Here is a 24783-nt window from a genome sequence, read left to right as displayed (position 1 = left end):
CGACCGCGACCAGCACGCTCGGAACACACCCGCGCGAAGAAGGCGCGTGCTCGGTCCGACTCACACACCGCCCTGGCAAATCCACCAGTTCGGGCACATACTGAGCAGGCGCTAGCGCGCACGGTGGTGGGTCTCACCGTTCCCAACTTCGGCGATCAGCCGACAACAGTCCCTACCAGACGGCACCTCTGTGCCCTTCACGGTAGGAGACCAATGGAACGCAAGACCGGTCAACGCCTCCTCGCGTTCGCCAAGACGCGGGCAGCCGAGCACCCGTGCCTTGACCCGTTCGGTCACGACCTGTCTCACTCCGCGGACCTGCGCATCACGACCGTTCCCTCTCGCGGCCCTTCGCGCGCGACCGCAGGTCGGCGCGGCATGCGCCCCTACCCGAACGCTCGAGACGGGCCGGAGCCTCTCCACTGCTCGCCGAAAGTTCCCCTCCGCGCATAACCGCCCATTCATTCTTCAGGAGCTCGACATGAACGACACCGACCGCACGATCACCATCCGACTGCTGACCGGTTCTCTCGGCCCGCACGACGAGACCGTCATCACGATTGCCGCACCAGAGGGAGCCGCATTGCCCCCGCTGGTGATCGAGGACCCCTCGCCGCACTACCCAGGCGCCTGGCGGAGGGTCTCGGGCAGTGGTGACGTTCCCACGTACACCCGGCTGGCTCGGGTCGTCGCACCGTGACCACCCTCACCCCCGAGCCGTCCGTGGAGAGTGGAGCGTTGACCGCACCGCTGCCTCTGATCGTGGTCGGCTTCAGTGTCGATGCGGCCGACACCGTCGCACGAGTCGCAGCTGATCTCGCTCAGCGCCTTGGCGCCGAGCTCGTGTTCGCCGCTGTCGACGAGACCCGGCACACGACGACCGATCGCGACGGTAACCCCGTCGAGGCGCCGAACGACCCGGATGACGCTGACGACGTGCCTTTCCCAGCGCACAGCGTCGAGACGCGCCTGCAGCAGGTCCTTCCCGGGGAGATCCCACGGTGGACGCTCCGCGTCGTCACGGGCGATCCTGCCTCCGCGCTGGCTCAGGTCGCTGACGACCTCGAGGCGGCACTGATCGGCGTGGGCGCCAGCGGTCACGGCGTCACTGATCGCGTCCGGGATCTTGTGACCGGATCGGTCGCCGACCACCTCATCCGCCACCAGCGCCGACCGGTGCTCGTCGTCCCGCGGAATGCGACCGCCCTGTTCGACGGCGGGTCTCGACGCCGTGCCCATCACGAGTCGATCGATCGATGACCGATCTCCTCACGGGTGGTATCCGCTACGTCAGGCGCAAGGCCATGCGATGCGTCGCGGACTCTGAGGTCGTCGGTGAGCGGTTGGCACTGGAGTCAGCAGCGTGAGCTCGCCCGAGCTGGACCGGGAACCGGTCGACAGCGACGCCGCTGGTCGAGCCGTCCCGGGTGTGGCCGTGCATCTGCAGCCGGCGTTCCTCGCCGTGGTCGCGCTCGGCGGTGTGCTCGGCACCGGTGCCAGGGAAGGCGTGTCGTTGCTCGTGCCGAGCAGCGGCGAGTTCCCCGTCGCGATCCTGCTGATCAACCTGAGTGGTGCGTTCCTGCTCGGCCTCCTCCTGGACGCCCTCGCCCGGCGAGGACCGGACGTAGGGCGCCGTCGGCTCGCCCGCCTCCTGCTCGGGACCGGGTTCTGCGGCGGGTTCACCACCTACAGCTCGCTGGCCACCGCGACCGCCGTGCTGCTGACCGACAGCGCCACCGGCACAGCGGTGCTCTACGCCGTGATCACGGTGCTCGGCGGCGCAGTGGCGTCCTGGGCCGGGATCCTGTGCGGCAGCCTCACCAAGGCCGACCGGTGACCGCCCTCGGTGTGATCGCGGTCTGCGCGGCGGGAGGAGTCGGCGCTGCCGCACGCCTGCTCATCGACGGGGCGCTCAGAACACGACTCGGCACTCGGTTGCCCTGGGGCACCCTGACGATCAACGTGTCCGGGTCGTTGCTGCTCGGCCTGCTCACCGGCCTCGCTCGGAGCGGACACCTGGTCGAGGCCTGGCAGTCGATCCTCGGCACAGGACTACTGGGCGGGTACACCACCTTCAGCACCGCCAGCTACGAGACCGTGCGACTGCTGCAGCAGCGCCGCCTCACCGCGGCACTCATCAACGGCCCCGGAATGCTGACGCTCTGCATCGCAGCGGCTGCAGCGGCCGACGCCCTCGGAGCAGCGATCTGATCACGGTCGCGCAGCTCGCTGGGGACGTGCATCCGTTTCCGGTTGTGCGCACCTCGCCGGGAGGCCAGTCGCACTAGGCGAGTCACGGGATATCGGGTCGGCGCTAGTTTGCGGCGCGGCGTCGATCCATCCACACGACGACCGCAGTGTGCGGTGTGGTGAGGGCGGCGATGAGCAGCAGGTAGGTGCCGAGTCCTGCGTGGTGCACGGCGAGGGCGACGGCGACTAGGAGGCCAATCGCGCAGTGTCAGGGGCAGCGCGTCCTTATTGAAGCGTCGGAAGGGCTGCAGCAGACCGCCGCGCTGCAGGGCGGCCCGGCTGGTCGGGTCGAGCAGCTCCAAGCGGAGGATGTGTCGAATGGCGTGCCAGAAGGTGAAGTAGAGCCCGACGGCGAGTACCGGCGGGACAGCGGAGAAGAACACGCTCAGCACGGTGAGCTCGACGAGCAGCGCACCGACCGCTCGATGCCGTCGGTGTCGGACAGCGAGGTGCGCCACTACGACGGTGACGAGGACCGCTGCCGCCATAAGGCGGATCGGGACGGCATCGAACGCTGCGGCAGCTCTGACTGTTGCCAGGCCGCTGCGCGAGAAGAAGATCAACGGTGATCAGCGCCCCAGGACGACATGCATGGCGAACACGGGTTCGACTGCTGCAGAAGTGTCGGATTGCGATCCTTTTTGAGACACTCCCCCACCCGACACGACTCGCCGGATGCTCGAGCGTCAGAAACTCGTGTCGGAAACTCTCGATGAGGTGTCGACCTGCTTGATGGGTTTCTATACAGTCGGGCCATGACCGACTCGACTCCGAGGGGCTACCGGCTCGGGTATGCGCGAGTGTCGACGCTCGAGCAAGACCCAGCGCTGCAGCACGACGCACTGAAGGCTGCCGGGGTCGAGCGGATCTTCACCGATCAGGCGTCTGGTGCCCTGACCGAGCGGCCACAGCTGACGGCTCTGCTCGAGCAGCTGCGGCCCGGCGACACCCTCGTCGTGTGGCGTCTAGACCGCCTGGGCCGGTCGACCAGTCACTTGATCCAGACCGTCACCGCACTCGAGGAACGCGGCGTGGGCTTCGCCTCGCTCACCGAGGCAATCGACACCACAAGCCCTGCCGGTCGGCTGCTGTTCGGCGTGCTGGCGTCGCTAGCCGCTTTCGAGCGCGACCTGATCCGCGAGCGAACCCTCGCCGGCCTCGCCGCCGCCAGAGCCCGCGGCCGCCTCGGTGGGCGTCCGACCTCGATGACCGCGGACAAACTCGCCGTCGCGCGGCGGATGCTCGCCGAGGGGCGTCCCAAGTCCACAATTGCGGCGACGATCGGTGTCTCCAGAGCGACGCTGTACGCACACCTGGCCCGTCTGTCATGAGTGGCGGAATCTCCGGCGCCGAGGAGGAGCGGGCGTCCAATCGCCCCGCCGAGTCGGAGCCGTCTGCAGACGAGGGGACCGCGACATCGGCGCCGGTCGGGTCCAAGGACATCCTCTCGGCCGTGATGGCAAAAATGAGCGGCCCGGGCTTCCCGGGTTCGGTCAGGTCCAACGTGTGGCACTACACGACCGCTGACGGGTTGCTCGGGATCTTGGAGAGCAACCACATCTGGGCCTCCGCTCCGCAAGTTCTCAACGACGAGTCGGAGGTTGAGTACGGCGTCGCGATCGTTCGCGAGGCACTGGCGCAGCTCGAGCAAGAGCAGTTGCTGCCGGGTCACGCGCTCGAGCTACTGCACGAGATCGTGGACGACGGTTGGGTGGAACGGATGCAGAGCGAGGTGTTCGTCACCTCGGCCAGTCAGGACGGGGACTCGCTCAATCAGTGGCAGGGCTACGCGAATGCTGACGGCTTCGCCCTGAGCTTTGACACGACCGGCAGGTGGGGAACACGGTCCGTGCTAGCTGAGGACGGGCGACCATCGTCAACTGGACTACCGACCATGTTCACCCCGGTGATCCCGAACTGGTACCCGGTGATCTACGACCGGCCGGCCCAAGTGCTGCAAGCGCGCGACGCGCTGCTGTGGAACGGCGCGATGGTTAGCGGAGTCGATGGCGAGCCGGTCTCACTCGAGGACCGCAGCAGAGCAGCCAGCTCGACTCGGTTGATGCTGTCGGTGATCCCGCTGGTGATGAAGCATCCGGCGTTCGTGGACGAGAGAGAGGTCCGCTACGTGGGCGGCGCGACCGACCAGCAGGTCCGCTTCCGGACCGCCGGCGGCCGGGTGATCCCCTACACAATCCTGGGGCTGCTGGATCCGAGCAAGCCAGTCAATCAGGATGACGCCCCGTTCCCCTTGACCGCAATCACCTGCGGGCCAGGCTGCCGCAGTGGCACAGCCGACATCGTCAAGCGTCTGCTGACTTCACGCGGCTACAACCACGTCCCCGTCATCACCTCGAGCATCCCCTATCTCGGCCGGGGCTGACCGCAGCGCGTACCAACCTGGGGTTCCACCCGCACAGCCGTAGCCATCGACGCGGGCATGTGAGCGACGCGACCGTCTCGCCGCGCATCAGCCCAGGATTCGGCATTTTGCTTAGACCTGATCCGGGACATCAACTGCGCCCGTGCGGATCGGCAGCTGTGGCCAACCGCTAACCACTTCACAATCAAGGAAGCGGGACGACGTCCGAGGCTTGTGTTGCACTTGGGCCCGTGACCGATGCCCGCCCGCTACTGATCGACGCAAGGTCGGCTGCCCTTCCACTCTCGAACGAGCAACTGCTGGAGTGGGGTGCCGGCCGGCAGGTCTTCGTCTCAAGCCTCATCACTGACCTGCCGGCCGAGCGCGCTGCTGCTCGAACCGCGATTGAGGCGATCGGCGCTCAGCCGGTGATGTTCGAGGACCTGGGCGGTCAGGACGTCAGCGCTGATCAGGCCTACCTCGCTGGAGTCCACCGGTCGGACGTCTACGTCGGCGTCTTCACCGAGCGGTATGGGGTGCGACTGAGTAACGGCTACAGCGCGACGCACGCCGAGTTCCGGGAGGCCGAGGCGGACGGTACCCGCATCGCGATCTTCACTCGCGGCTTCGATGGTGCAGAGATGGACGGGTCGCAGCGCGACCTGATCGCCGGGGCACGCAACCTCTATACGACCAGCAGCTTCACCACGGCCGACGAGCTCGAGCATCGGGTCGGGCAGCGGCTGCGCGAAATCGCGGTCGAGGACCTCACCCCGTGGGTCCGCATCGGACGAGTCGTAGTCCGCGCACGAGAACTGACCAGCGACGGATCAACGATCACTGTGACGGCGGAGGTTCGAAGCGGCCAGGTCCACGCCGAACTCGTGCAGTATCGCGACCGCAAGTCCGGCAGCCTGCCGTTCGTGTCGCCGGCGGAGGCAAAGTCGGTGCAGATCATGGCGATGAGCAGCAGCACCCAGTCAGCTCAGGCTCACCTCGAGCGCATCACACTGCGCGAGCAGGCTCGGCAGGGCGGGGTGATGCGAATGGCGATCAACAACATCGGCCCGGACGAGTACACACGCCGCGCGCTCAGCGATGTGCTCTTCGGCACGAACTTGCTCGAGAACATCCGCTTCGGTATGAGCGAAGCGGATCCCCTCGCGCCCATCCGAGGACAGCACATCGACGACTCCATCCTCCGGCCAGTGGTACGACTCCTGCTTGGCGAGTACCTGCTCGAGAACGGGCACGCCCACACCATCGATAGTTTCCATCTCGGTCCCACCCATGCGGGTCGCCGCCACCTGCGCCTGCAGTGGACTCCGCCGAACCCCTACGTCAACGCCCCCGACGCGGCGCCAGTGGTTCTCGAGGGTGAACTCGAAGCTCTCTGACCAGCAAGCCTCCGGCAGTGGCCAGGGGAAGCTGAAGCCAGCTCGGGGATCGAGCGCAACTCCCGCCGCAGCAGCGCCTCTAAGTGGCGAAGGGGCCACGACAGCCTCAAGCTTTCGCGTACTTCAGAGGCCAACCTGGAGGGCTCGAGGGGTGGGCCGGAAACGATCGTTAACGGCCGAGCGGGCTACGTCTCACTGCTGACTTTGTTGCAGCCTGCTGAGACGGCACTTCTGAGACAGGCAGTGAGACAAGTCCGCAACGACGGGCCTCGGGCGGCGTCCCAAAACCCTGCCCGTGAGACGCCTGGCTCTTTGGCGTTGACCTACTAGCTCTCGCCGCGTCGGCCCGCGCGCCGTAGGCCGTGTAGAACGAGGGCTGCGCCGAGGAGCGCGACGAGAACCAGCGCCACTAGCGCTTCGATGACCGGCCAGGGACTGTTGCGCGCGAAGGTCAGGCCAGCCGCACTGGCCCGGTAGTTGCAGAGAACGAGGTTCCCTGGCTCGTCGCACGCGTCAGGGAGAGGTAGAAGGAGGAGCACGGTCGCGGTCATCGCCATGAGAGTGGCAACGACGACCCAGGCAGAGCGCACGCCGCGCATCCTGGTCCAGACGGAGAGCAGGGCGCAAGCACCTCCGCCCTGACGCGTGCCCCTCTCGCGTCCTGCCCGCGTGACACTTCAGTTCCCTGCCCGTAAGACGCGGCTTGGCTTAACGGTTCTAGCTAGCCTCCGAGGTATGGCCGCCAACGGACTCGCGCTGATCATCTATGCGGTGCTCGCGCTCATGTTGCTCGTCGGCGTGCTTGTGATCGCTGCCGGGTTGGGCGCGCGGCGACGCGTTGGCGGTGGCACGTCACTGATTGTTATCGGTGCTGTGATCGCACTGATCCCGATCGGATTCGCTGGCTCAACACTCGTGGCACGGCAGCTGAGCTGATGCCACTGGGCCGCTCGTGGGTTGTCTCACTCACCTGCTCGCGAGACGTCTCGCAGCCCTCTCGGCGAGACGGCCTACTCCCCTGCCGGTGAGACGTGGACCGCCGAGCTATGGCTCCTCAGGCTGCAGACTCGAGGGATGACGGACTCGGGTGCACTTGTGCTGCCTGAACTCGAGGGGCAGCGTGTGCGCCTTCGCGCGTTCTCGAGGGACGACGTTCCAACAATCCTCGACGCCGCGACCGATCAGCTAATCCCAGTTCTCACGACTGTCCCGAGTACGCAGGATCCGGCTCTGGCAGCCGCATTCATCGACCGCCAGCACGAACGCGCCGCCAGCGGACAGGGCTACTCCTTCGCGATCGCCGATCGCGCGGACGTCGCAGTCGGACAGATCGGACTCTGGCTGCGCAACCTTGACCACGGTCGAGCGAGCGTCGGCTACTGGATCGCACCGGCCGCACGACGACAGGGCTACGCCCTCGACGCGCTCCGCACCCTCGCAGCCTGGGCGGAGCAGCTTCCCCAAATCGACCGCCTCGAGCTCTACGTCGAACCCTGGAACGAAGGCTCGTGGCGCACCGCCGAGCGTGCAGGCTTCAACCGGGAGGGCCTCCTCCGGTCATGGGAACGAGTCGGTCCGGAACGTCGAGACATGTTCATGTACAGCCGAGTCAGCGACAGCTCGACTCGTCGAACTGACGGTTGAGAGGGTTCCCGAAACCCTGGATCTGAGACGTTTTCGATGGGCTACCCGACGGGTGACGGTGCAGACAGTCGGCCGGGCGCCATAGTGGCGGCATGGAGATGCGTGAGGCAGCCGAGGCCTACTGCCAGGTGATCGAAGCCGCCCGCGGCTCGAACCGGCCGCAGTTCGCCAGCGACGTGGCCCGCACCCTGGCCAGGGCCGTCGCGGCTGCCTACGAACTTGTGTCCGCTGGAATCCACGAAGAGGGCCTCAGCGAGGCGGCGCCCGAGCCGATCCCGCATGAGCGGTGGGTCACCTGCTTCGCCGACATCGCCAGCGTCCTCGCCGTCTGGGACGACTACTGGACAACACTCGACGCCTATCGCGTGGACGACGCAACGGGCCTGCCCGACGTGACGGCTCTGCCGCCCACCGACTTCGTGGTCAACCTGTCGCTTGCCGACGCTCTCGCGGACATCTGGCGGGACCTCAGACAAGGCCTCATCGCCCTGCGCGAAGGCGTCCCCGCAGAGAAGGTGGCGTGGGAATGGCGCTTCAGCTTTCAGACCCACTGGGGGGCGCACGCCGTTGAAGCACTACGGGCCATCCACGCTCAGGTCACCAGCTAGCGCTTCGAGGCCGGCAACAGCACGTCTCAACTGCCTGGTTGTGAGTTACGCGGCCGTGCTGTGGCCTAGGACGGGCATCTCATCCGTCGGGAGGAAGCGAAGCGCCGTGGGAGTCGACAGATTCGGCCTGTGACAGCTCTCGGTGCCGCCTCCGCTTGGACTCACGATCTGCCCGTCTGCTTCCCCGGCCACTCCTGCGTCTACTACTCCCCGCTCTCCGCCGACGCGATTAACGTCACATCGAACCTGACACCCATCAGTGGAGCGATCGCGATCGGATGCTTCGCGGTGCTTGGACTCGCCCTCCTTCTGGTCGTCTACGGGCTGCGACCCCAGGTGCGCCGCCCACACCTATGGGTCGTCGCGCTCGGCACTGCGCTGGTCCTAGCCGGCGCCTTCGTCGAGACCCTCGCACACCTCCGCCTCGACGCGATCTCGCGCATCTTCGGCCTCGAGGGCCCCGGCAGCCCAGACCTCTACGGGTCGTGGCTCCTGATCGGCCTGGCAGGCAAGGCGATGGCAGTGGCCGGCGTGGCCAGCCTCGCGATCACGGCGACTATCGCCGTGGTCTGGTCCCGCAACCTCCTCAGGACCGACGAGACCGACGCGCGCTAGGACATCTCACCTGCCTGCAGTCGAGGCGGTGAGCCGGCAGTCGTCAACGATGGTCAGGGGTGCTCGACCGCGGTCGTGAGCTGACGCCCGAGTAGGACTGCGCCACCAGCCGTGAGGAGCATTCCGAGGGTGACGACGCCGACCCAGAGACCGGGTGCCCCTCCTCCGAGCAGGACTCCGGCTAACGGCGGACCGATGAACTTCGACACCGGGTACGTGGCCGAGTTCAGTGCGTTGTACCGTCCGCGAAGGCGATCCGGTGCCATCGCGTTCGGCATCGCGTTGATCACCGGGCTGAGCAGGGTCTCTCCGAGCCCGAACACCCCGAGGCTGAGGACCAGCATCGTCCCCGACGCGGCCGCCGGGAGTCCGGGCAGGCTCGCGGTCCCTGTCAGCACCCATGCGACGGCGCCAGCGAGTGCGCAGAGTACGAGCAGCCGGCTCCGTCTCAGCCTGCGGGTCCAGCGCTCCATCGGGAGCTGAAGCACGATGATCGCCGCGGTGTTGGCTGCGAACGCTAGCCCGATGACCTGACCGGACCCGCCTGGTATCAGCGCGACGAACGCGGCCCACGGCCCCTCGGCCTGCGAGCTGCCGAAGATCGCCAGCGCCAGCAGGACCGCGAGATACGCGACGAACGACCGGTCTCGCAGCACCGACCGGTAGGTGGTCGGAACGGCCGCGTCCGCTCGGTGCTGATGCGACGCCCACCCGGCGGTGCTTCGGATCCCGAACAGGAGGATCAGCGCGAAGACCGCGGTCGTCGCACCGTCGAGCGCGTAGACCAGGTGGAAGCTGCTCGGCCGCGAGGTCGACACCGTCGCAGCCGCAATCAGGGAGCCGATACCGAGCCCGGCGTTCATGACACCAAACCGCAACGCGAACGCACGGGACCTCCGCTGCGACGGCACCTGGTACGTGACGAGCCCGTTCAGACTCGGCCACACCAGGGAGTTGCCCATCGAGAGCACGGCCAACCCGGTGACGCCCATGACGGGCTCGCCTGCGGAAGCCAGAACCAGAGTGCCCGCGGCCTGCCCCACCAGCCCCAGGACGGCCACGCGACCGAGTCCGATCCGATCCGCCAACACGCCTCCGGCGGCCGTGGCGCCGAGGGCGAGGACGGCAGCAGCGGCAACGGCGAACCCCGCCACCGGCAGCGGAAGCCCGAGGACGCCGTTCAGGTAGACGAACGTGAACGGGAGGGTGAGCCCCAACCCCACCGACGTGACGAAAGCACCAAGAAGCGTGGCACGGAAAGGCCTACCCTCCGTGGCCTGCCGCTCGATCACAGGCCTGCCCCGTCGACGGCGGGGAGAAGGGAGCGCGCGGGCGCGGAAGAACTTGAAAGGGGCACGGAGGTCGTCCATTCCAGATGGTTCGCCGTCAGGCAAACCGGCATCAGGAAGGTGACATCGCCTCATCGAAGACTATCGGGCAGCGACTCGGTTCTCGACGGGCAGCTGCGTGTGACCGCCCCCACGATCACAGGGCGAGGAGTCGACGGTCCCGACACGCCTCGCTTCAGTAGCTCAATGAGCAGGGGGCGCGAGTGTCTCAAACACCTACTGGCGAGACGCTCCCAGCTTCACGTCAGCAGCAGGACAGCGCCGATCACGAGGACAACAACGCCGACGATCACGATGCCCCGATTGACCCTGCGCTCAGACTTCTCAACGTCCGGCCCTGCCCTGTTCGCACGAACGAGACCGGCAACGATCACCACGACGCCGACGGTCAGAGCGAGGACGTCAGGCTTCACGGACTAACTGTCTCACCAGGCTGCCCGAGAGACGTCTCACTCTCCTGCTCGCGAGACGACCGCTCCAGCACTCGGCACAGTCGGCGGAATCAGCGCGGTCAGTGGTGCTCGTGGTCTTCGACGAGCTCGCCCTTCCAGGCCTCGCGGCCTTCCATGATGGCGAAGATCGCGATCACAAATCCCGCGATCGGGTCGAGCCACGTCCAGCCCAGGAGTAGGTAGGCCAGCAGGTTTGCGAACGTCGTAACGGACAAGATCGCGCAGAGGCGGGTCTCTGCAGCGTCTGCCACGACGAGAGCCGACCCCATCTGCAGACCGATTCGGCGCTTGGCCCAAGCGAGGGTCGGCATGATCACGATCGACAGCGCCGTCAGCACGATGCCGACCACGGAGGTCTCCGGAGTCTCTCCGGTCGCCAAGTCCCGGATACCAACGATGACGAGGTAGCCGGCGAGCAGGAAGAACGTCAGCGCGACCGCGCGGAGCGCGAGCTTCTCCTTCCGCTCGTCTGGCTCAACTCCGCGAACCTCCGCGCTGAGTCGGATCACGACGATGACGGCAGAGATCACCTCGATGCCACTGTCCAGCCCGAACCCGACCAGCGACACCGCACCGGCGACCACGCCGGCGGTGACCGCGACGATCCCCTCGAGCACGTTGTAGGTGATCGTGAAGGCACCCAGCCCGAGCGCCCGGCGAGCGAGCACCGGAGTCGTCACGAGGCAGCGCGCGCGTCGGTGCCGTACACGGCGCAGAGGTCGACCTGGTACCCCGTCGCCTGCAGCAGCTGCTCGGCAGCCGCCATCAAGTCGAGCAGCTCGGGGCGGGTGAGGGAGTAGAACACCTGCCGACCGACCGGCCGCCCCTCGACCAGTCCGCAGTCACGGAGACAGGCGACGTGCTTCGACACCGTCGACTGGGCCAACCCCAACGCATCGGTGAGGTCCCGCACGCGCGCCTCTCCGCCAGCGAGGCGTCGCACGATCGCGAGGCGCGCCCGATCAGCAAGCGAGTGGAACAACGACACGGCTGCCTGCTCGGCTTGCGGCGAAACCATCGTCATTCAGCGATGATATCTATACTGCGTCATTGATTCCCAGGGGTCGACACCGGTGAATCAGCACACCCGCGGCCATGCGACCAAGGCGCAGGTACGCGCGTCACAGCCCGGCGGTAGCGCTGCGGCGTTCGAGGCTGACGGTGTCGCGCCATTGGCCCGCTTGGGGTCCGTAAGTCATTCGCGCGATGCGTTCGCGGTGGCCGGCCTGCCGGAAGCCGTGTGCCGCGTGGAGGGCGAGACTGGCGGTGTTCTCCGGGAACACGCTCGACTGAAGGGTCCAGATGTCGGCCCGCTCGGTCGAGAAGATCAGCGCTGCGAGCAGGGCGTGGCCAATCCCCTGTCCTCGAGCTGCACGGGAGATGTACATGGAGTGCTCGACGACACCGGCGTATGCGGGGCGGGTAGAAACGGCGGACACTGCCGCCCAGCCGACGACCTCGTCGCCCACAACGGCGACCAGCCGGTGGTCCTGCAGCCGTCCCGCGTTGAAGCGTTCCCAGTCGGGCGGTTCGGCCTCAAACGTGGCATGCCCTGTCGCGATGCCTTCGGCGTAGATCGCTTCAACGGCCGGCCAGTCTTCCGGTCGCATCGCGCGCAGGTTGGTCACGACGCGGCCGATCAGTGCGGGAGGAGTGCGTGCGCGGCAGCGGCCAGGGCGCCGTCGACGACGCGGTAGTAGGCCCAGCGGCCGCGCTGCTCGCGGGTGGCGAGGCCGGCCTCGACGAGCTGCTTCATGTGGTGGGAGACGGTGGGCTGCGAGAGCCCAACCGGCTCGGTGAGGTCGCAGATACACGCCTCGCGTGCGTCGGTCCCGGCAATGAGGGAGAGCAGTCGGACACGGGTGGGATCGCCGAGCGCCTTGAACACCCGCGCGATCTGCTCGGCGCTGGCGACGTCGACGCCGCCGTCTGCGACGCTGCCGCAGCACGCGTCCGTCGCGACGGAGAGCGGAAGCACCATGGTCATGCAGCCATTCTGCCGCTTGCATTGACATTTGTCGATGCATCGAGCAGGGTCGATACATCGAAGTCGGCCGATGGAAGGGTCCTGGCATGGACGAGTCGTTGCCTGTCGTGGTGATCGGGGCTGGGCCGCAGGGTCTTGCCGCAGCTGCCCACTTGCTGGAGCGCGGGCTCGAGCCGATCGTGGTCGAGGCAGGCCAGCAGGCTGCTGCCGCGGTGCGGGAGTGGGGGCACGTCCGGTTGTTCTCGAAGTGGGACGAGCTGGTGGATCCGGCCGCGGCTCGGCTGTTGAGCGGCTCGGGCTGGTCGGCGCCGACCACGGGCTTCCCGCGCGGGATCCAGTGGGTCGAGCAGTATCTGCAGCCCCTCGCCGACGCCCTCGGCGACCGGGTGCGCACGAGCGTGCGCGTGGTGGGCGTGAGCCGCCGCGGCCGGGACCGCATCGTCGACGCGGACCGCGCGGACCTGCCGTTCACTGTGCACCTGCTCGAGGCCGACGGCGCGGAGTCTCGAATTCAGGCTCGGGCCGTGCTGGATGCTTCGGGGAACTGGATGCAGCCGAACCCTGCGGGTGCCGACGGGCTCCCGGCGATGGGCGAGCGGGCAGCGGCGGAGGCGATCACTTACCGCGTTCCCGATGCTGCCGCGGTAAGGGCGCTGGCCGGCAAGCACATTGTGGTGGTGGGCAGCGGGCACTCGGCGATGACGGCGGTGAACGAGCTCGCGCGCCTGGTGCGCACGCAGGGCGGCACGCGGGTGACGTGGCTGCTGCGCCGAGGCGGTGCCGGCGCTGCCTTCGGCGGCGGCGCGGCAGATGAACTGCCCGAGCGGGGTGCGCTCGGCACCCGAGCTGCGGAAGCGGTTCGGGTGGGCCTGGTCGAGCTGGTGACGGGCTTCCGGATCGAGCGGATCGAACGCGACGGGGAGCAGGCGGTCGTGGTGGCCGAGGACGGCCGCCGAGTCGACAGTGTCGACCGGCTGGTCGTACTGACCGGGTTCCGTCCGGATCTGTCCTTCCTGTCCGAGGTGCGGCTCGATCTCGATCCGACGCTGCAAGCCCCGCGCCGGCTCGCGGCCGAGGTGGACCCGAACATCCACAGCTGCGGGAGCGTCCAGGCGACCGGCGCGCTGGATCTAGCTCAGCCGGAACCGGACTTCTACCTGCTGGGCACGAAGTCGTACGGACGGGCCCCGACCTTCCTCGCCATGACCGGCTACGAGCAGGTCCGCAGCGTTGTCGCGATGCTGGCCGGGGACCGAGCCGGCGCGGAGCGGGTCGAGCTGGCTCTGCCGGAGACGGGCGTGTGCGGCGGCAGCGGCCTCTACGGCGTCGAGGGTGCGGCAGGAAGCTGCTGCACCCCCTCGCCGGCGCTGCTGCAGATCGGTTTGCGGCCGGTCGGGGCGCGGTAGGTCAGGCGCTCTGCAGGCGGTGGGCGAGGTCGTCGACGCGGTGGGCGAGGTCCTCGAACGCCGCGTCGAACGCCTCGTCGCTCCCTGACGGGACCGGGTCGGGTATCGACCAGTGCAGCTGGTCGGCGCCCGCAAGCTCCTCGTGAGCGGAATCGCAGACGGTGATCACGAGGTCCCGCGGGTCCAGCGCTGCTGCAGTCAGCGCGGAAGGCGTCGCGGGCGTGAATGCCAGCCGGTGCCGGCGTGCTGTCGCGATCGCGCCGGCGGCGACGGCGGATGCGGGATGCGTGCCGGCCGAAGCGACCGGGATGGAGCTCGCCTGCTGCCAGAGCGCTGCCGCAAGCTGCGAACGGGCCGAGTTGGCGGTGCAGACGAACACCACCCGCTCCGCGGCGGACACGGTGGGAGCGCGGGTCACCGTCGGATCGGGAAGCAGGCGGACGTAGCTGCGACGCCGGTCGGCCTCCGACCGGGACCGTGCGACCAGCCCCGCGGCCTCCAGCACGTTGAGGTGGTGCGCCAGCAGGTTCGAGCTGATGCCGAGCGTCGTCCGCAGCTCTCCGGGCGAGAGATCCCCGTCGCCGAGCAGGTCGACGATGTGCAGCCGCACGACATCGGCCAGCGCGGCGTGCTTCGCCGCACGCGCCTCCCCGGCTGCCGTTTGCTCGTCGTTCATTGCCTCAATCTTGACTGAGCAACACGGAGCGGTCAAGATGGCGGCGATGAATCAGCCAGCCGCCAGCACTGAGCCGACGCGGCCGACCTTCAGCCGCCGACTGGTCGCCGAGGCGCTCGGTACCGGCCTGCTCGTGGCGGTCGTGGTGGGCTCCGGCATCGCCGCGCAGCGGCTCTCGCCGGACGACGTGGGTCTGCAGCTGCTGGAGAACAGCATGACGACCGCGCTCGGACTGACCGTGCTGATCCTGCTCTTCGGCCCCGTCTCCGGCGCGCACTTCAACCCGGTCGTCTCGGCCGCGGACTGGTTCCTCGGACGACGCTCGGGCACCGGCATCGCCGGCCGCCACCTCGCCGGCTACGTCCTCGCGCAGGTGATCGGTGGCCTCGCTGGCGCCGCTGCTGCCAACGCGATGTTCGGCGTCGCCCCCGCGATCTCCGGCACCCAGCGGGTGTCGCCCGGGACGCTGCTTGGTGAAGTCGTCGCCACCGCGGTACTGGTGTTGCTGATCTTCGCCCTCGCCTCAACCGGTCGAGGCGCCCTCGCGGCGCCCGCGGTCGGGGCCTACATCGGCGCCGCGTACTGGTTCACCAGCTCGACCTCGTTCGCCAACCCCGCCGTGACGATCGCCGCACGGTCTCGAACACCTTCGCCGGCATCGCGCCGGTGTCCGTCGGCCCCTTCATCGCCGCGCAACTGCTCGGCGCGGCGCTCGGTGTCGCACTGACCGTCTTCCTCTTCCCCGCTGCCTCCAAGGCTGCCGAGCGAGTCGTCGTCTCCCGCACCGCGGCCGACACGACTCGCTGACGCTGCTTCTGTCGAAAGGACCACTCTCATGCACCTGATCGCCATCGGCGGCAGCGATGCCGGCATCTCCGCCGCGCTCCGCGCCCGCGAGCTGGACCCGAGCGTCGACGTGACCGTCGTCGTCGCGGACTCCTACCCGAACTTCTCCATCTGCGGGATCCCCTACTTCTTCTCCGGCGAAGTGCAGCCGTGGCAGTCCCTCGCCCACCGCACCGCCGCGGACCTCGAAGCCACCGGCATGCGGCTCCGGCTGGACACGTTCGCGACCTCGATCGACGTCAGCGGGCAGCGCCTCTCGGTCCGCGACGCGAACGGGAGCGAGTCCGAGATCGCGTACGACGAGCTCATGGTCGGCACCGGAGCGCTGCCCTCCAGCGCCGGGATCGCGGGGCTCGACACCCTCGGCCGGACGACGGCGTGCACGTGCTGCACTATGGGCGACACCTTCGCCCTCGACCAGCACCTCACCGACCGCGACCCCAAGACCGCGATCATCATCGGCGCCGGCTACGTCGGCCTCGAGATGGCCGAAGCACTCACCGTCCGCGGCCTGAAGGTCACGCAGCTGCAGCGCGGACCCGAAGTCCTCTCCACCCTGGACCCGGAACTCGGCGCGCTCGTGCACCGAGAGCTCGACGGCCGCGGCGTCGAGGTGGTGACGAATGCTCTCGTCGAATCCGTCAGCCGGACCGACAACGGCCTTGTCGTGGCCGGACGTCACTTCGGGGACGCCTTCGAGCGCACCGCTGACCTCGTGCTCGCCGTCGTCGGAGTCCGCCCGAACACCGACCTGCTCGAGCGAGCGGGCGCGCAGCTCGGCGCCGGTCGCGCAGTCGTCGTGGACGAGACGATGCGCACCGGCCTCCCCCATGTCTTCGCCGCCGGCGACGGTGTCGTAACCCACCACCGCCTCCTCGGCGTCACCTACCTACCGCTCGGCACGACCGCCCACAAGCAGGGCCGCGTCGCCGGCGAGAACGCCCTCGGGGGCTCCGCCCGCTTCGCCGGCAGCGTCGGCACGCAGGTCCTCAAGGTGTTCGACCTCGTCGCCGCCCGCACCGGCCTCCGCGAGCACGAGGCAACCCCTGTCGGCTTCACCCCCGTCAGCACGACCGCAGTCGCCGATGACCACAAGGCGTACTACCCCGGCGCACAGCCCATCAGCATCCGCATCACCGGCGACAGCAAGACCGGGAAGCTCCTCGGCGCCCAGCTCGTCGGCGCCCGCGGAACCGAGACCGCCAAGCGCGTCGACACCTTCGCCACCGCCCTCTTCCACGGCACGACCGTCGCCGGGATCAGCGACCTCGACCTCTCCTACACCCCGCCGCTCGGCTCGCCGTGGGACGCGGTGCAGATCGCCACCCAGCGATGGGAGCGCGAACACGCGAAGGTCCAGGTGAACGCATGACCGAGGTGCTCTTCATCTGCCAGCACAACGCCGGCCGGTCCCAGCTCGGCGCCGCGCTCCTCGAACACCTCGCCCCAGACGGCTACATCGCCTCCTCAGCCGGCCTCAACCCGGCCGAGGCAGTAAATGCCGCAGTGGCTGCGACCATCGCCGAACTCGGTCACGACATCTCCAAGCGTGTCCCCCGCGCGGTCACGGCGGAGGATCTCGACCGTGCGGACGTCGTCGTGCTGATGAAGCCCGGCCTCACCCTGCCAAGCACCCCCAAGGGGACTGTCCTGCAGTGGTCGTTCCCGGACCCAACCGCCTGGGACGCTGACGCCGTTCGCCCGCTTCGTACCGCGGTCGCGGATCGAATCCAGCACGAGCTCCTCACCTCGAAGTAGCAGCCACCCACCGGTCACCACGTAGTCGACGCGCGAACTGCCGCGCGTCGACTAGGCGGTGAGGTGCAGGCGCAAGGCCGCGGCGACAAGCGCGCTGCGGGAGGGTGCACCGACGCTCTGCTGCTTCTGATCAATCCACGCGCGCTGGTTGGTGTCCAGACGCAACTGGATTTGAATTCCAGCGGTGCCACGCGGCCGTCGCTGCCTGGTGGGCATTCCAGTGGTGCTGGTGACACCCGGGGCGGGTTGGAAGACGCGCACGAGTTGGTCGTCACCGATCGCGGCGAAAGCTTCGCCGGTGAGCTCGTCGTAGCTCATGCCGGTGGTGCGACGACGAGCGCGTGTGAGCTCGAGGAGGTCCGGCTCGAGGTAGACCGCGACGTTGCTGACGATGTTGGCCTGCTCAGAGACCCGTTGCTTCGTGGCGCCCGCTTGACGTCGGGGCGTGGCGGGTGAGGAAGTCGGCGCAGGGTCGGCGGCCGGTTGCGGGTTGTTCTCGATGCGGACGGGATGGGTTGCTGACGCTGCTGCAGCGCTCTCGGTGTGCTCAACGGGCTCGGCAGACCGAGCGGGCCGGGAAGCCGGGAGGAGGCCGGTGAGGCCGGCAGCGCGGTTGACGGACGGCTTGGTGAAGGCACCGGCCAGGTTGGGGCGATCACTGCTCATGACGCTGCGTACTCCTGCTCGAGCTGCACGATGCGGGTGAGGATCTCAGCCGTCAGCTGTTCGTAGTCCCCAGCGAGGCCGGAGGCGTCGCGGGCGTAGAGGTTCCCGACAGGTGTACTGCCGGATCGAAGGGCTTGAAGACGGGCATTGCGGTCTGCGCTGGCGGCCTGTTCGAGTTCGTGTACGAGAAGCCCGCGGCGACGCGCGTCGGCGGCGGCGGAGTCGAGGTGGCGGATCCGGGTATCGAAGACGGGCGCCGCTCCCCCGAGCGTGCGTTCGAGCGCGGCGCGGACGTCGCGTTCGAGGCGGGTGGTGCGGGAGGAGATGGCGAACAGGACGACGCCAGCGAGGGTGAGGTCGGGATTCCGGTCGCGAACTGCGATGAAGCGTTCAGCGATTCGGGTGACGCCGTCGATGCTGGCTTCGTCCATCCGAGTGGGGATGACAACACTGGTCGCGACCGTCAACGCGGCCTCGACGATGACGCGGTCGCCTGGTGGGGTGTCGATCACGATCAGGTCGTAGTCGTCGACGACAGCGGTGAGCTTTGCCGCGAGGGCGTCGGCCAGCGTCGCTCCTCCGCGCTGTTCGCGGGAAGTGAAGAGCACAGCCGCATCGCCGACGGCGGGTCCCCCAGGAACGACGTCAAGGTTGGATCGGACGTTGCGAACGATCGGAAGGGATGTGGTTGCGGCGATGAGCGCGTGGAGCAGCTCGTCACCGCTGTCGGGCTGAAAGCCGAGGTCGCGGGCGATGTTGCCTTGCTGGTCGAGGTCGACCAGCAAGACGTGGTGGCCAGCTGCCGCTGCGAGGGCGCTGACGTTGGCGGCGAGAGTGGTCTTGCCGACTCCTCCTTTGCCTTGGGCAAAGACGAGCGTGCGTCCGATTCCCATGAGCGCTCCTTTGAGTTGCGTCCAGGGTGGCCGGTCTCGCTCTGACCGCTGCGAGGCGCGCCGCGGGAGTGCGAGCAGACAGTTCTGCAGCTGTTCCTGCGCGTGAGCTCGCGAGTGGTGCAGCGGATGAGCATGCTATTGAACAGGTTGGGTCCCCCGCGATGTCTGCGGCATGTACGCGGGCGTGTTTTGAGGCAACGGAGCGCGCCTGCGCAGCAACGAACGGTGCAGCGTCGCTTCACGCGGGAGAACTGGCACGTTTTCACGCCCAGGACTGGTTGCCGTTATGGCGTTAACGGCTCAAGCTCCGCGAAGGCCTGCCCTCCCGGCCGCACGGCGCGGCATAGGTCGCGAGCCCGAGAACTGCGCTCGAACTGTGCTCATGCAGGGACTGGCGAACGGTGCAGCCGGCGGGGCGGATCACCTGGAGAGCAGATCCGAAGCGGGCCGGCTAAAGGGTGCCGGGGGGCAGGATCCAGTGGTGGTCGAAGTCGGGTATGACGGCGGCGATGTGCTCGAAGTCGCGGTCATAGTGCACGACCGTCGCGTGGTTGGCGATGCCGTAGCTAGCGATGAGCGTGTCCATGGCGCCTACGGCACGGAGCAGCCCGCCGTTCCAGAGCGCGTTTTGTACCCGCAGCACGTCAGCGGTTGTCGGCGCGGTTGGGCAGTCCCGAAACACGGCAAGACGTTCGGTGAGGGTGGTGTGGTCAGCTCCGGTACGGGTGCTGTAGCCGTATTCGGCGGCCACTGGCGGGCAGATGAGCACCTCGGTCGGGCTTGCGGCGTTGACCAGAGCGCGGAATGCGTTCGCCACCTCCGGGGAGGTCGCTAGGCGGCTCCAGACGCTGTTGTCGATAAGGACTCGCAGTCCAGGTGGTCGTGGGGGAGTGGACTGCTCGCGAACTGCGGTGCGCGGGTATCGGCGGCCGATGACGGTAGCGGACGGCTCTCGCTGGGCGATGGGCCGGGCGAGGGGGTTAGGCCTCGCCATAGCGGGCCGGCTGGGGGTCGCGGTCGACCTGAATGGCGGTGAGAGCGTCGATCGCGTCGAGTTGGTGCCGCCTCAAGACCGCGTCGCGCAGGGCGAGGTCGATGGCTTCTTTGTTGGTCTTGACGCCGAAGACCTCCTTGGCTTCCTCAAGTACCTGCTTGTCGATGTCGACACTCGTGACGGTCATCACAGCTCCTTCTATACAGAGACTCCGGAACATTCTATATAGAGAGTGGGAGTGCGGGGGAGGGGTTCCGTGCTGGGTCAGGCTGCGACCAGGATTGCGGCAGTGGTGAGGGCGCCGTCACGAACTGCGGCGCGAGCTGCGTGGAAGTTGGCTCGACCGTCGGGTCCTCGGGGGTGCTGGGGGTAGCGCGCCGCGCCGGCCGGTTGCCAGAGAGGTGCTTGATCGAATCGTGCGCGAGCGTCATGTCGAGTGCGTGGCGAACACATCCAGCTGTGTTCGGCTTGCCACCAACTCCACGCCGCTCGCTCGGCCTGGTAACGCTCCTGCCTGCTTGAGAGTCGACCTGCGACGCCGAACTCTTGAGCTGCCGCGTCGCGCGCAAGCGGGTTGGTTCGGATCCAGGCTGCACCTTGTCGGGCGACGAGGCCGAACACCACGAGGCGCATGAGAAGGGTGTCGTCGGAGCCAGCGTCAACCGATGAACTTGCTGCTGTGAGCCGCGCGTAGAGGTTGCCTGCTGCAAGGGGGAGCGCGTGACTCCCGGTGAAGGCATCATGCGTGGCGAGGTCGAGGCGCTGCTGCAGCTGCTGTGTGAGGGTTGCTCGTTCCGCGGCCCCGGCCCCTTCGGGGCGCGTGGCCGCTTGTGCCCGACTTTGTACTTCATCCCTGGGGAGAACGTTCAGCGGGTCGATCTGCCAGCTGGCGCCGTGGACGCCTGCGGCTTCTTTGGCTTGGGTGATCCACCCGTCCGCCGCTAGACGCTGAAGTGCTGTCCGAGCGGTCTCACGACCGATTCCGCAAGCGAGGGCGACTCGGCGGGTGTCGGCCTCGACGGTGGTACCGACTGCGACCAAAGCCCACAGGTGTAGGCAGTCGAGAACTCGACGGTCGCTGGGGCCGCCGCCGCGGTTCCATCGGCCGGCGGCGGCGTCAGCGTGCTCCTGCAGGGCGCGAACGATGTCCGCGAGACGGCCAGCGCGGTCGTCGAACGTTGCGTCGACGCCGGTTCGACGGGGGTGCTCCGCGACGTAGCGCACGGCGTAGCGCCACTGCCGAGCCAAGGTCTCGGCTTGCTGGCGATGGGGGCGCGCGGTGCGCCCGCGGGTGCCGCGCTTGCTCCGGATGTGCTCGAGTCCGGGCGCTGTGCTCACTAGCTCGGCGACGTCGGCGAGATGCCAGTGGCTGGCGGCCGCCCCGAGTAGGACGGTGTTCAGCACGGTCGAAGCATCAAGGTCCGCAGTTGACGTCTGCAGCGCAACAGAGCTGGCAGCTGGCAGCGGTCGTCGAGTGCCTGGCAGATAGGGGTGGCCTTGTGCGTCGACGCAGACCTTCGACTGCGCGGCGGAGTCGGCAGGGGGAGCCTCGCCGGTGATCCGCGTGGCGAGTGCGCGGACGAGGGCCTCGATTTCCTTGCGTCCGATCATCGGGTGGAGCAGGCAGTTCAGGTCTCCACTGAGGACCTGCGACCAGCCGCCATCGCGATGTGGGGTGCCGGGAGGGCGAACACAGCCCGTCGCGCTATTACGGAGTGGCGCTATGTCCAGGCTCGGCAGCACAGCAGATGCGAGCCGCGCCATCGTGCCGACGAGGTCCGGATCGATGGCCTCCGTGGTGGCGGTCCAAACGTGCCGACCGCCGCTTGGACCCGAGCGGCAGATGACATGGCTGATGCCTGCCTCAGCCAGTAGGTCGGCCAGTGTGACGGCGTCAGCGGCTGCAGCGTCCTCGTCGCCCTTGGCGTCGAAGTCGAAGGCAATCAGCCGGTATCCCTCTGCTGAGGAGAGCGGCACCGCCCATGGCACGCTCGGTGGCTGAGCTGTTGCGGTCGACCATGTCCGGCTGTACTGGTTAAGCACCCCGTCAGTGGTGTCGATCGCGGCCACACGCACACGGTCGCGGGGACTGATGGCGCGGGTGAGCAGCCATGCATCCGCAGCGACCCTGTCCGGCGACACGCCGAGATTTGGGGTTGCTGGGGAACATGGTGCACGCGCGAACTCGTGCGTTACGATCGGGTCACCTCCTCCGCAAGGGAGCACGAAGAAACCCCGGCGCCAACCGGAAGTTCTTCACCGCGATCCGGGTGGGCCTGCGAAACCTGAGCCCGGATCGAATGTCTTCGAAGAAGCCCGCCCGCCAAGGCGGGCTTCTTCGTTTGTGTCTAGGACGCCAACTGGATCGGCAACTCCTCTTGGGCCGTGTTGCGCGAGGGTCGAGGCACGACAGGCAAGCAGCCCTGCTCTCGGACGAGGTCGTTGATGAGCGCTTCGAGGTAGTAGGACAGCGAGACACCGCTGGCGTCGGCCGCCAGCCTCACCTCGTCACGAACAGACGGGGCGACCCGGCCCTGCAGCAGCACGGTCGGGGCGTTCTCCGGACGTCGACTGCGGTTCGGCTGCGCTCCCATGACTCCACCTTGTCGGTCGTATGCATACGAGGGAACCCCTGAGGCGGCGTGTCGCGCGAAACAAACTTCACGGCTGTAGTTCCAGCCCCAGTTCGAGTGCCTCGCGCAGAACCGGGGTCCAGACGCCATGTCCGTCGCAGCACGTCGCACAGGTTGCTTTGCCGCATACGCGCGCCTCGGGCAGCGCCCTACGAAGGGCGCTAGGTCGACGCCGGCGGAAGCTGTGCGGGGGAGTGGCTGCACCAACAGCAGGTCCTGCTTCCTCACCCCCACACCGGACGACCTGACATAACAATCCTCATCGGCGGACCGCGCGGTCACCAGGGAAGTGGTGGCAGCAATGGTGGCGCCCGGGAGCTCCGAGCTGCCGGAGACGGTCATGCCGTCGCTCCCAATAGGGACTCGCGGTGCTCGGCGACCGCTGCCGCAACCGCGGCGGGAACGATCTCGTACGGGCCCGCGCCGGCGGCGCACGAGCGGACGACGCCGATCGCGAGACCTTGACGAATCGCCCGGCGGACGACGCTTTGGCGCAGTTCAAGTCGTGCTGCGAGCTCGCGCATGGTGGCAGGTCCGGCAAGCGAGAGGGTGCGCAGCAGGCGGATGGTGTCTGGATCGGCAAGCGCGAACACGGCCCCCCTCCCGCAGCTGACCGATGCCATTTTTGGCACCTGCCAGGAACACGGTAGGCGGAGTTCGGAAGTCGCGCTACTCCTTGGCCGGTTTCGGCCCGAGGTCCTCGAGCGTGTAGCCGTTGGGGTACATGGTGTGGCCGCTGTGCCCGGGCTCGAAGGTGTCGATGCGGGCGGGCTTGGAGAGCTTGCCGCGGATCCAGAGGGCCGCGAAGACCAGGCGAGCCACCACGGGCGACGCCGGCTGCAGCCCGAGGGCTGCAGCCATCCGCGGGTCGTTGACGAGGGTCGCCATGATCGGGCGGATGAGCGGTCGGGCAGGGCGCGGCAGCCGGGCTGCGAGCACGCCGATAGTGGCGTTGAAGAGCTGCGCCGCCTCCGGGCTCCACGCGACGTGGCCTGCTTCGAACTGTTCGTAGAACGCGATCGCATCGGCTGCCGTGTTGGGCATGGTGAGCCGCATTCGATGGCCGAGCTCTTGGTAGAACCGGAACGCGGCCGCGTCCTCGGTGGGAGTGAGGCGGCGGACTCCGTGGGCGGTGATCCAGCGGCGCGGGATGACCCAAAGGGACAGCAGCACGTAGCGGAACTCGTCGCCGGTGGCGGTGACGTGGTCGTGCGCGTGGATCAGCAGCTGCAGTGCGGTGTGGCCGCGGGGTGAGTCGAAGCCGCCGGCGATGATTTCCATGAGGATCAGCGCGGTGTCGTAGCTGCGCTTCTTGGGGTTGCGGAGCATCTCACCGTGGGCTGCGAGCACGCGGGCCATGGAGGGGGTGGAGAAGGTCCGGTAGTACTCGATGGCGAAGCCGACGCGGAAGTCGAAGGCGAGCTCGCGGATCACGAGTTGGCGGTAGACCTCGGCCCAGTTCTCGGGCGGGGCGGGCAGCGTCTCGGTCAGGGCGTGGATCTTCCGTGTCGGGCAGCGGGGTGATACTCGAATGCGATGAGGCACCCATCTCAGCAGGCTCCTGCCGCCGCCGTGCGCTTCCGCACGAGGCGGCAGGTGCAGTCGATGCTGCGCGAGGTCGGCTTCCCGGATGGCTCCTTCGAGGAGATGTACGCGTTCATGCAGGTCTGGCTGGGGCGCGAGATCCGCATCAAACACCACGACTCGCGGGGATCGGCGATCTGTGGCCTGTGGGTGGGGTCGAAGAACGAAACCGTTGATGTGATCTTCACCGACCTGGACTCCCCGCACTGGCGCCAGACGGTCGCGCACGAGTGGGGCCACATGTTGTGCGGGCACGACACCTCGGCGGGGACGGCGGACGTGCTGCGCGCGCTGGCGCCGCTGCTGCCCGAGGGCGCGATCCAGTTCGCTCTGACGCGGGAGTCGTTCTCGAGCCCGCAGGAGCAGGAGGCCGAAGCGGTCGGTGACGCGATCAGCCTGATGCTGCTCGCGGCGGAGTCTCGCGAGGCGTCGGTGCAATCCCTCGGGGGCTTCGGCCGGGTGCTGTGAGCCCGTCCGTCGCTCTGCCGGTCGTGATCGCGGTCGCGGCTGTCGTGGTGGTGCCGGCCGCGGTCGCTCGTCGGCAGTGGGCGCTAGTGGTCGGGTTCTGCGCCGCCGGTGCTGGAGTGGCTCTGCAGGCGTCGCCGGTCTACGCGCTGGTCGATCCCGTGCTGGGCGGTCGGAACTTGACGAACCTGGGCTACC

Annotated in this window: 31 protein-coding genes and 2 pseudogenes; 17 read left to right on the top strand and 16 right to left on the bottom strand. The window is 68.1% G+C overall.

All coding sequences use genetic code 11. The features are described 5' to 3' along the window. The first annotated feature begins 481 nt into the window (after positions 1-481). From ABEA53_RS15125 to crcB, 4 genes are all read left to right on the top strand, one after another. Positions 482-700, top strand: a complete 219-nt coding sequence (locus tag ABEA53_RS15125; protein ID WP_345482138.1) for a hypothetical protein — start codon at positions 482-484, stop codon at positions 698-700. Continuing rightward, the gene (locus tag ABEA53_RS15120; protein WP_345482137.1) at positions 697-1260 is read left to right on the top strand and encodes a universal stress protein; all 564 of its coding nucleotides are present in this window, start codon (positions 697-699) and stop codon (positions 1258-1260) included. Before ABEA53_RS15125 ends, ABEA53_RS15120 begins: the two co-directional genes overlap by 4 nt. A 175-nt stretch (positions 1261-1435) precedes the next feature. Beyond that, positions 1436-1837 carry a fluoride efflux transporter FluC gene (locus tag ABEA53_RS15115; RefSeq protein WP_345482136.1) on the top strand — a complete coding sequence of 134 codons (402 nt, stop codon included), beginning with the start codon at positions 1436-1438 and terminating at the stop codon, positions 1835-1837. Continuing rightward, on the top strand, positions 1834-2211 hold the full coding sequence (gene crcB / locus ABEA53_RS15110) for a fluoride efflux transporter CrcB (RefSeq protein ID WP_345482134.1): 378 nt from the start codon (positions 1834-1836) through the stop codon (positions 2209-2211). The genes ABEA53_RS15115 and crcB overlap by 4 nt, the downstream gene beginning before the upstream one ends. A gap of 302 nt (positions 2212-2513) precedes the next feature. On the opposite strand, the pseudogene ABEA53_RS16955 reads toward crcB, so the two are convergent. Further along, positions 2514-2738 (bottom strand): annotated as a pseudogene (locus tag ABEA53_RS16955) (Brp/Blh family beta-carotene 15,15'-dioxygenase); the annotation flags it as partial. A gap of 267 nt (positions 2739-3005) precedes the next feature. Here ABEA53_RS16955 and ABEA53_RS15100 point away from each other — a divergent pair. The 7 genes from ABEA53_RS15100 (at position 3006) to ABEA53_RS15070 (ending at position 8876) form a co-directional block, all read left to right on the top strand. Beyond that, positions 3006-3581 carry a recombinase family protein gene (locus ABEA53_RS15100; RefSeq protein WP_345482132.1) on the top strand — a complete coding sequence of 192 codons (576 nt, stop codon included), beginning with the start codon at positions 3006-3008 and terminating at the stop codon, positions 3579-3581. Next, complete coding sequence (locus ABEA53_RS15095) at positions 3578-4633, top strand: DUF2971 domain-containing protein (protein ID WP_345482131.1); 1056 nt, start codon at positions 3578-3580, stop codon at positions 4631-4633. The genes ABEA53_RS15100 and ABEA53_RS15095 overlap by 4 nt, the downstream gene beginning before the upstream one ends. 230 nt (positions 4634-4863) lie before the next feature. Continuing rightward, positions 4864-6009: a DUF4062 domain-containing protein gene (locus ABEA53_RS15090; RefSeq protein ID WP_345482130.1), complete on the top strand. Its 1146-nt coding sequence runs from the start codon at positions 4864-4866 to the stop codon at positions 6007-6009. Positions 6010-6744: 735 nt separating this feature from the next. Then, entirely contained in the window at positions 6745-6945 is a 201-nt protein-coding gene (locus ABEA53_RS15085) for a hypothetical protein (RefSeq protein WP_345482129.1), read from the top strand. Between the two features lie 138 nt (positions 6946-7083). Continuing rightward, a complete protein-coding gene (locus ABEA53_RS15080) occupies positions 7084-7653 on the top strand; it encodes a GNAT family N-acetyltransferase (protein WP_345482128.1) in 570 nt (189 codons plus the stop codon). Between the two features lie 92 nt (positions 7654-7745). Further along, complete coding sequence (locus ABEA53_RS15075; protein WP_345482127.1) at positions 7746-8261, top strand: DUF5063 domain-containing protein; 516 nt, start codon at positions 7746-7748, stop codon at positions 8259-8261. Between the two features lie 129 nt (positions 8262-8390). Then, positions 8391-8876 carry a hypothetical protein gene (locus ABEA53_RS15070; protein ID WP_345482126.1) on the top strand — a complete coding sequence of 162 codons (486 nt, stop codon included), beginning with the start codon at positions 8391-8393 and terminating at the stop codon, positions 8874-8876. A gap of 53 nt (positions 8877-8929) precedes the next feature. Here the strand turns inward: ABEA53_RS15070 and ABEA53_RS15065 are convergent, their stop codons facing one another. From ABEA53_RS15065 to ABEA53_RS15040, 6 genes are all read right to left on the bottom strand, one after another. After that, positions 8930-10168, bottom strand: a complete 1239-nt coding sequence (locus ABEA53_RS15065) for an MFS transporter (protein WP_345482125.1) — start codon at positions 10166-10168, stop codon at positions 8930-8932. Between the two features lie 296 nt (positions 10169-10464). After that, complete coding sequence (locus tag ABEA53_RS15060; protein ID WP_345482124.1) at positions 10465-10638, bottom strand: hypothetical protein; 174 nt, start codon at positions 10636-10638, stop codon at positions 10465-10467. Positions 10639-10736: 98 nt separating this feature from the next. Next, positions 10737-11357 (bottom strand): cation efflux transmembrane domain-containing protein, encoded by a 621-nt coding sequence (locus ABEA53_RS15055; RefSeq protein WP_345482122.1) that lies wholly within the window; start codon positions 11355-11357, stop codon positions 10737-10739. Beyond that, positions 11354-11701 (bottom strand): ArsR/SmtB family transcription factor, encoded by a 348-nt coding sequence (locus tag ABEA53_RS15050; RefSeq protein WP_345482121.1) that lies wholly within the window; start codon positions 11699-11701, stop codon positions 11354-11356. The genes ABEA53_RS15055 and ABEA53_RS15050 overlap by 4 nt, the downstream gene beginning before the upstream one ends. 97 nt (positions 11702-11798) lie before the next feature. Then, a complete protein-coding gene (locus ABEA53_RS15045; RefSeq protein ID WP_345482177.1) occupies positions 11799-12287 on the bottom strand; it encodes a GNAT family N-acetyltransferase in 489 nt (162 codons plus the stop codon). A gap of 29 nt (positions 12288-12316) precedes the next feature. Then, complete coding sequence (locus tag ABEA53_RS15040) at positions 12317-12664, bottom strand: ArsR/SmtB family transcription factor (RefSeq protein WP_425550637.1); 348 nt, start codon at positions 12662-12664, stop codon at positions 12317-12319. Between the two features lie 86 nt (positions 12665-12750). On the opposite strand from ABEA53_RS15040, the gene ABEA53_RS15035 reads away from it, so the two are divergent. After that, complete coding sequence (locus ABEA53_RS15035) at positions 12751-14070, top strand: NAD(P)-binding domain-containing protein (protein ID WP_345482120.1); 1320 nt, start codon at positions 12751-12753, stop codon at positions 14068-14070. A gap of 1 nt (position 14071) precedes the next feature. On the opposite strand, the gene ABEA53_RS15030 is transcribed toward ABEA53_RS15035, so the two are convergent. Next, complete coding sequence (locus tag ABEA53_RS15030) at positions 14072-14782, bottom strand: arsenate reductase/protein-tyrosine-phosphatase family protein (RefSeq protein ID WP_345482119.1); 711 nt, start codon at positions 14780-14782, stop codon at positions 14072-14074. Between the two features lie 10 nt (positions 14783-14792). Between ABEA53_RS15030 and ABEA53_RS15025 the strand changes: the two are divergent. From ABEA53_RS15025 to ABEA53_RS15015, 3 genes and pseudogenes are all read left to right on the top strand, one after another. Then, positions 14793-15553 (top strand): annotated as a pseudogene (locus ABEA53_RS15025) (aquaporin). A 28-nt stretch (positions 15554-15581) separates the two neighbouring features. Next, positions 15582-16964: an FAD-dependent oxidoreductase gene (locus ABEA53_RS15020; protein WP_345482118.1), complete on the top strand. Its 1383-nt coding sequence runs from the start codon at positions 15582-15584 to the stop codon at positions 16962-16964. Further along, a complete protein-coding gene (locus ABEA53_RS15015; protein WP_345482116.1) occupies positions 16961-17350 on the top strand; it encodes an arsenate-mycothiol transferase ArsC in 390 nt (129 codons plus the stop codon). Before ABEA53_RS15020 ends, ABEA53_RS15015 begins: the two co-directional genes overlap by 4 nt. A 51-nt stretch (positions 17351-17401) precedes the next feature. On the opposite strand, the gene ABEA53_RS15010 is transcribed toward ABEA53_RS15015, so the two are convergent. The 8 genes from ABEA53_RS15010 to ABEA53_RS14975 all read right to left on the bottom strand — a co-directional run bounded on the left by ABEA53_RS15010 (position 17402) and on the right by ABEA53_RS14975 (position 24081). Beyond that, positions 17402-18016, bottom strand: a complete 615-nt coding sequence (locus tag ABEA53_RS15010; RefSeq protein WP_345482114.1) for a hypothetical protein — start codon at positions 18014-18016, stop codon at positions 17402-17404. After that, on the bottom strand, positions 18013-18909 hold the full coding sequence (locus ABEA53_RS15005) for a ParA family protein (RefSeq protein WP_345482113.1): 897 nt from the start codon (positions 18907-18909) through the stop codon (positions 18013-18015). Before ABEA53_RS15005 ends, ABEA53_RS15010 begins: the two co-directional genes overlap by 4 nt. A gap of 451 nt (positions 18910-19360) precedes the next feature. Next, on the bottom strand, positions 19361-19903 hold the full coding sequence (locus tag ABEA53_RS15000; protein WP_345482112.1) for a PIN domain-containing protein: 543 nt from the start codon (positions 19901-19903) through the stop codon (positions 19361-19363). Beyond that, positions 19890-20090 carry a type II toxin-antitoxin system VapB family antitoxin gene (locus tag ABEA53_RS14995; RefSeq protein ID WP_345482111.1) on the bottom strand — a complete coding sequence of 67 codons (201 nt, stop codon included), beginning with the start codon at positions 20088-20090 and terminating at the stop codon, positions 19890-19892. Before ABEA53_RS14995 ends, ABEA53_RS15000 begins: the two co-directional genes overlap by 14 nt. Positions 20091-20167: 77 nt before the next feature. Then, positions 20168-21973, bottom strand: a complete 1806-nt coding sequence (locus ABEA53_RS14990) for a hypothetical protein (RefSeq protein WP_345482110.1) — start codon at positions 21971-21973, stop codon at positions 20168-20170. A gap of 278 nt (positions 21974-22251) precedes the next feature. Continuing rightward, positions 22252-22497, bottom strand: a complete 246-nt coding sequence (locus ABEA53_RS14985; RefSeq protein ID WP_345482109.1) for a hypothetical protein — start codon at positions 22495-22497, stop codon at positions 22252-22254. Between the two features lie 377 nt (positions 22498-22874). Next, entirely contained in the window at positions 22875-23129 is a 255-nt protein-coding gene (locus ABEA53_RS14980; RefSeq protein WP_345482108.1) for a hypothetical protein, read from the bottom strand. 76 nt (positions 23130-23205) lie between these two features. After that, positions 23206-24081: an oxygenase MpaB family protein gene (locus ABEA53_RS14975; RefSeq protein WP_345482106.1), complete on the bottom strand. Its 876-nt coding sequence runs from the start codon at positions 24079-24081 to the stop codon at positions 23206-23208. 51 nt (positions 24082-24132) lie between these two features. On the opposite strand from ABEA53_RS14975, the gene ABEA53_RS14970 reads away from it, so the two are divergent. Together ABEA53_RS14970 and ABEA53_RS14965 are read left to right on the top strand one after the other, a co-directional pair. After that, entirely contained in the window at positions 24133-24588 is a 456-nt protein-coding gene (locus tag ABEA53_RS14970; protein ID WP_345482105.1) for a hypothetical protein, read from the top strand. Continuing rightward, positions 24585-24783: hypothetical protein (locus ABEA53_RS14965; protein ID WP_345482104.1), on the top strand; the 199-nt coding region annotated here is incomplete at its 3' end. The genes ABEA53_RS14970 and ABEA53_RS14965, both read left to right, overlap by 4 nt.

Origin of the sequence: Amnibacterium soli, from assembly GCF_039544415.1 — a bacterium.
Classification (GTDB): domain Bacteria; phylum Actinomycetota; class Actinomycetes; order Actinomycetales; family Microbacteriaceae; genus Amnibacterium; species Amnibacterium soli.
Note: the sequence above shows the minus strand (reverse complement) of the source record. Positions and strands in the feature narration are given on the sequence as shown.